We start from the raw sequence: 5056 nt of genomic DNA, 5'->3' as shown, positions 1-5056 counted from the left end.
CGGTGAGGTAGATGTCACGGGTGGTGTTGCTCGGGGCGGTGTTCGGCTGGACCGTGATGCCGTACGAGTACTCGAACGCGTTCGACCGGATGATCTCCGACTCGTAGCCGGAGCCGCTGTCGTCGAGCACCTTGCCGATCAGCAGCTGGGCGCCGTACGCGACCCCCTTGCGGCTGCCGCCGGAGGCCGCGCCGCTGCCGGCGACCGTGGCGGCGACGTGGGTGCCGTGGCCGAAGCGGTCGACGGTGTCCTCACTCGCGCTGAAGTTGCGCGCCTCGGCGATCCGGCCGGCCAGATCAGGGTGGCCGGCGTCGACGCCGGTGTCGAGCACGGCCACCTTGACGCCGCGGCCGTCGAGCCCGGCCTGCCAGGCGGTGGGAGCGCCGATCTGCGCGGTGCTGCGATCGAGCGCCGGCTTGACCTTGCCGTCCAGCCAGATGTGGGTCTCACCGGCGGTCCGGGCGCCCGCGGTCTGCGCCTTCCAGAAGGCGGCCAGGCTGTCCTTGGCCGGCTTGATCGCGGTGGCGTCGATGCTGGTCAGGACGCGCGCGTCGGCGGTACGGAAGGCAGCCCCGCCACCCTGGACGATCAGCGGCAGGGTCGGCGAGGCCGCGTCGCCGTACCCCTGGGCCACCAGGTGTTCGACGTCGAAGAGCTCGGCGTCGAGGCGGCCCGCGTCGACCAGCGGGATCGCGTCGGCCGGCAGCACCCGCAGGCCACCGTCGGTCTCCAGGGTGTGGAACGTGACGCCCTCGCGGCCGGGGGCGGGGCGGACCGTGGCCGCGTACCGCTCGCCGGCCTTGGTGAGTGCGACCGTGTCGCCGGTGATCAGGGTGATGGTCACGGCGCCGGGCTCGGCCCGGGCCGGTGCCGGGGCGGCCGGGGCGGCCGCCGCGGGGCCGGGTATCGCCGTGGCTCCGATCAGGACGCCGACGAGCAGACGACTCAGCATGGGGACTCCTTCGCAGCGTGATTCGCTGCACGCATCATGGAGTCCGGATATTCACCGTCGTGTTACGTGAGCCTGCCGCAGAGCGGACATGGCGTGATGTGGACAGGCGTCACTCCGGGTCGGTCTTCATTCTGGGTCGGCCGGTCCGGCCAGACCCGCCTTCTCGTCGCGCTCGGCCCACTCCAGCAGCGGGGTGAGACTGAAGGCGGTGTCGTCGATGCTCGCGTGCAGGTCACCCAGCTCGGCGAAGCGGGCCGGCACGGTCTGCAGGGTGAACTCGTCGGGCTCCACAGCGTCGATCTCGTCCCAGCGAATCGGTGTGGAGACCGTCCCGCGCTGGTTGCCGCGCACCGAGTACGCGCTGGCGATGGTGTGGTCGCGGGCGTTCTGGTTGTAGTCGACGAACAGCTTCTCCGGGTCGCGGTCCTTGCGCCACCACGTCGTGGTCACCTCGGGCGAGCGCCGCTCCACCTCCCGGGCGAAGGCCAGCGCGGCCCGGCGTACGTCCGAGAAGCCGTGCTCGGGCGCGATCCGGACGTAGATGTGCATACCCCGGCCGCCGGAGGTCTTGGGATAGCCGGTGATGCCCAGCTCGTCGAGGACCTCGTGGGCCACGTGCGCGACCCGGCGTACGGTGTCGAACCCGCAGTCGGGCATCGGGTCCAGGTCGATGCGCCACTCGTCGGGCTTCTCGGTGTCGGCGCGCCGGGAATTCCACGGGTGGAACTCGACCGTCGACATCTGCACCGCCCAGATCACCTCGCCGAGCTGCGTCACGCACAGCTCGTCGGCGTGCCGCTTGTAGCGGGGGAACTCCACCCGGACCGTCTGCAGCCAGGGCGGGGCGCCGTGCGGCACCCTCTTCTGGTGCACCTTCTCCCCGGCCAGGCCGTCCGGGAAGCGGTGCAGCATGCACGGCCGCTCGCGCAGCGCCCGCACGATGCCGTCGCCGACGCTCAGGTAGTAGTTGACCAGGTCGAGCTTGGTCAGGCCGAGCTCCGGGAAGTACACCCGGTCCGGGTTCGAGACGCGGACGGTGTGCTCCCCGGCATCAACCTCGATCGCGGGTGACTTGGTGGCCATAGGGCCAACCTAGCCGCTCGGTCCGCCGCGCGAGCCCCTTACTCTGAGCGGCATGCCGACTCCGCTGCGCGTGAAACTGCAAGAGGCCCACAGCGGGATGCTGCTCGTCAGCGTCACCCCACCCCGGCAGAGCGCCGCCGCCCGGGCCGACGAGATCGCCGCAGTCACCACGGCCCGGCTCGCCGACGTGGACCTGGACGGGCTGATCCTCTACGACATCGACGACGAGAGCGACCGCAACCCCGACGACCGGCCGTTCCCGTTCCTGCCGACGATGGACCCGGCGGACTTCCACGCCGGCCACCTCGGCGGCTTCGGCAAGCCGGTGGTCATCTACCGGTGCGTCGGCAAGTATCCGCGCGACGAGCTGTCGTCCTGGTTGCAGGCGGTGGACACCGACCAGGTGATGACCGTCTTCGTCGGCCCGTCGTCGAGCGACAAGCCGGTGCGCACCGACCTGCGCACGGCCCACGAGCTGCGCCGGGAGGTACGCCCGGACCTGCTGGTCGGCGGGGTCGCGATCACCGAGCGGTACATCCGGGGCCGCGACGAGCACCTGCGGATGGTGTCCAAACAGGAGCGTGGCTGCGCGTACTTCATCTCCCAGGTGGTCTACGACGTCGACGCCACCAAGAGCATGCTCTCGGACTACTACTACGCGTGCCGCGACCGGGGCATCGCGCCGCGACCGGTCATCCTGACGATGTCGGTGTGCGGATCGCTGAAGACCCTGTCGTTCCTCAAGTGGCTGGGTGTGAACGTGCCGCCGTGGCTGGAGAACACCCTGCGGCACTCGCCGGATCCGCTGGCCGAGTCGTTCGACCAGTGCGTGCGCAACGCCCGCGACCTGATCACCTTCTGCCGTCGGCTGGGGATGCCGTTCGGCTTCAACGTCGAAAGCGTGTCGATCCGCAAGGTGGAGATCGACGCGTCCATCGCGCTGGCCGTCGAACTGCAGCAGCTGCTCGACCGGGGTTAGTCCCGGCCTAGTCGGCGCGGTGCCGGCCCACGCGGGCCGGTTCCCGTTGTTCCGGTACGCCGTTCGCGCGCCGGCCGCCGCCGAGGTGCTTGACCGCGTACATGGCGTGGTCGGCGGCGCGCAGGGCCTGGTCCGGGTCGTCGCTCGGGGTGGCCAGGTGCACGCCGACGCTGGCCCCGATGGTGATGTCGGCGCCGAACACCTGGAACGGGCGCTCCACCGCGAGCCGTACCCGCTGGCTCATCGCGTCGGCGTCGGCCTGCGCGGTGACCCCCGGCATCAGCACCACGAACTCGTCACCGCCGACCCGGGCCAGCACATCGCCCTCGCGGACGCAGGCGCTGAGCCGCTCGGCGACCTGACGCAGCAGCTCGTCGCCGGCCTCGTGCCCGTGGGCGTCGTTGACCGGCTTGAAACCGTCGAGGTCGACGAAGAGCACGGCCACCGCGTCGTCCCGCAGCGAGGTGCCCAGCGCGTCCTGCATGCGCCGGCGGTTCGGCAGTCCGGTGAGCGCGTCGTGGGTGGCCTCGTGGTGCAGCCGCTCCTGGAACGCCCGGTTCTCGGAGATGTCCCGGGCGTTGATGACGATGCCGGTCAGCGCCGGGTTCTGCATCTGGTTGGAGGCGGTGAACTCGAACCAGGTGGCGTTGCCGGCCCGGTTGAGGATCCGGGTCTGCAACCGCAGCACCGAGTCCCGCCCGCTGAGCAGCGCGGCGAAGGCCTCCCGCATCCGCGGCCGGTCCTCCGGGTGGACCAGCTCGAAGACACTGGAACCCTGCAGCGAGCCCGCCGGGAAGTGCAGCACCGACGCGGCGCTGGGACTGGAGTACGCGACCCGGCCCTCGGCGTCGAGCACGGCGACCATGTCCGGGGCGTGCAGGAACAGGGCCTGGAACCGCTCGTCGGCGCGGCGCCGCTGGACCTGGGTGCGATAGCCGAGGGCGGAGATGCCGACGGCGCCGATCAGGAGCATCGCCAGCAGCGTCACATTGATGGTCTGGCTGCGGCTGTGCACAGCGCCGTCGAAGGACGCCATGGTCTGGGTGCGCACGTACGCCCAGCCGCCGGGCAGCGAATCGTTCTTCACGACGATGGAGATCATCTCGGTGCCGCCCGCGCGGTACTCGACGAACTTCGACCCCTCGGTCAGCCGGGCCGCGGCGGCGACCACGGCCGGCTCCATCCGGGTGCCGATCCGCTCGGCCTGGCTGGTGAAACCGACCTGCCCGGCGGTGTCCATGATCGTGGTCAGGTGCGCCGCCGATTTCAACCGCGCGGTGTACGCCTGCAGAGTCGTAGCAGCGAACTTGTGATAGCCGACCAGCAACGCCGCGGTGGCACCCCCGGCCTTGATCGGCACAGCGAAAGCCTCGACCGCCACGGTGTTCCCGCCCGCGTCCTTGACCTGCATGAGCGAGGAGACGCCGAGCTTGCCCGCCGCCAGCAACGCCCGCATCGGCTGATACCCGGCGTCGGAGCCCGGCGGCAGCGGGTTCCCTCGGGACGCGTTCAGCACGGTGCCGTCGAGCCCGGTGATCGCCGCCCCGTACGGGAAGGAGGTGGACTTCGCGACGTACGCCTCGAGTGCGTCCCGGTCCCCGGCGTAGCCGGCGCCGAGGTGGAAGGGGTAGCTGTCGGCGAAGGCCTTGAGCTCCTTGGCGGAGAGCTGCTGCATCTGCCCGGCCAGGGTCGCGTTGTTGACCGCGAGCGCCAATGAGTCGGAACGGTGCACCGTGTCGGCAGCACGCAGCGCCGACCGGTTCACCATCACGCCCACAATGCCGACAGCCACCAGCAGCAGAACGCTGACGACCACGGCGAGCCAGTTGCGCAGCCGCATCTGATTGCCTCCTCGCCGCCAACATTCGGGCGCGGAGCGGGCGAGCTGAACGAAATCGCCCGGAAGTTGCCGCTGTCAGCTCACCGCGGACCATTCGGGGTCACGCCCCAGGTAACGCAGCAGCTGCGCGGCGGCGCCGTCCTGCTCACCGGCCGCCAGCGCGGGTGCGAAGGCGCCGTACTGACGCAGCGGCTCGACGATC

4 protein-coding genes are annotated in these 5056 nt (G+C 70.8%); 1 reads left to right on the top strand and 3 read right to left on the bottom strand.

All coding sequences use genetic code 11. The annotated features are described in order from the left end of the window. On the bottom strand, window positions 1–952 hold a 952-nt coding region (locus tag AB0C29_RS33125; RefSeq protein WP_360828627.1), incomplete at its 3' end, for a S8 family serine peptidase. Between the two features lie 126 nt (window positions 953–1078). Then, window positions 1079–2035, bottom strand: a complete 957-nt coding sequence (gene ligD / locus AB0C29_RS33120) for a non-homologous end-joining DNA ligase (protein WP_360828624.1) — start codon at window positions 2033–2035, stop codon at window positions 1079–1081. A 52-nt stretch (window positions 2036–2087) separates the two neighbouring features. Between ligD and AB0C29_RS33115 the strand changes: the two genes are divergently transcribed. Next, on the top strand, window positions 2088–3014 hold the full coding sequence (locus AB0C29_RS33115; protein WP_360828621.1) for a 5,10-methylenetetrahydrofolate reductase: 927 nt from the start codon (window positions 2088–2090) through the stop codon (window positions 3012–3014). Between the two features lie 7 nt (window positions 3015–3021). Here the strand turns inward: AB0C29_RS33115 and AB0C29_RS33110 are convergent, their stop codons facing one another. Beyond that, window positions 3022–4854 (bottom strand): sensor domain-containing diguanylate cyclase, encoded by a 1833-nt coding sequence (locus tag AB0C29_RS33110; protein ID WP_360828618.1) that lies wholly within the window; start codon window positions 4852–4854, stop codon window positions 3022–3024. Window positions 4855–5056 lie beyond the last annotated feature (202 nt).

The organism is Actinoplanes sp. NPDC048791, from assembly GCF_040650095.1.
In the GTDB taxonomy this organism is placed as follows: Bacteria; Actinomycetota; Actinomycetes; order Mycobacteriales; family Micromonosporaceae; genus Actinoplanes.
This window is presented reverse-complemented; position numbering and strand designations above follow the sequence as displayed.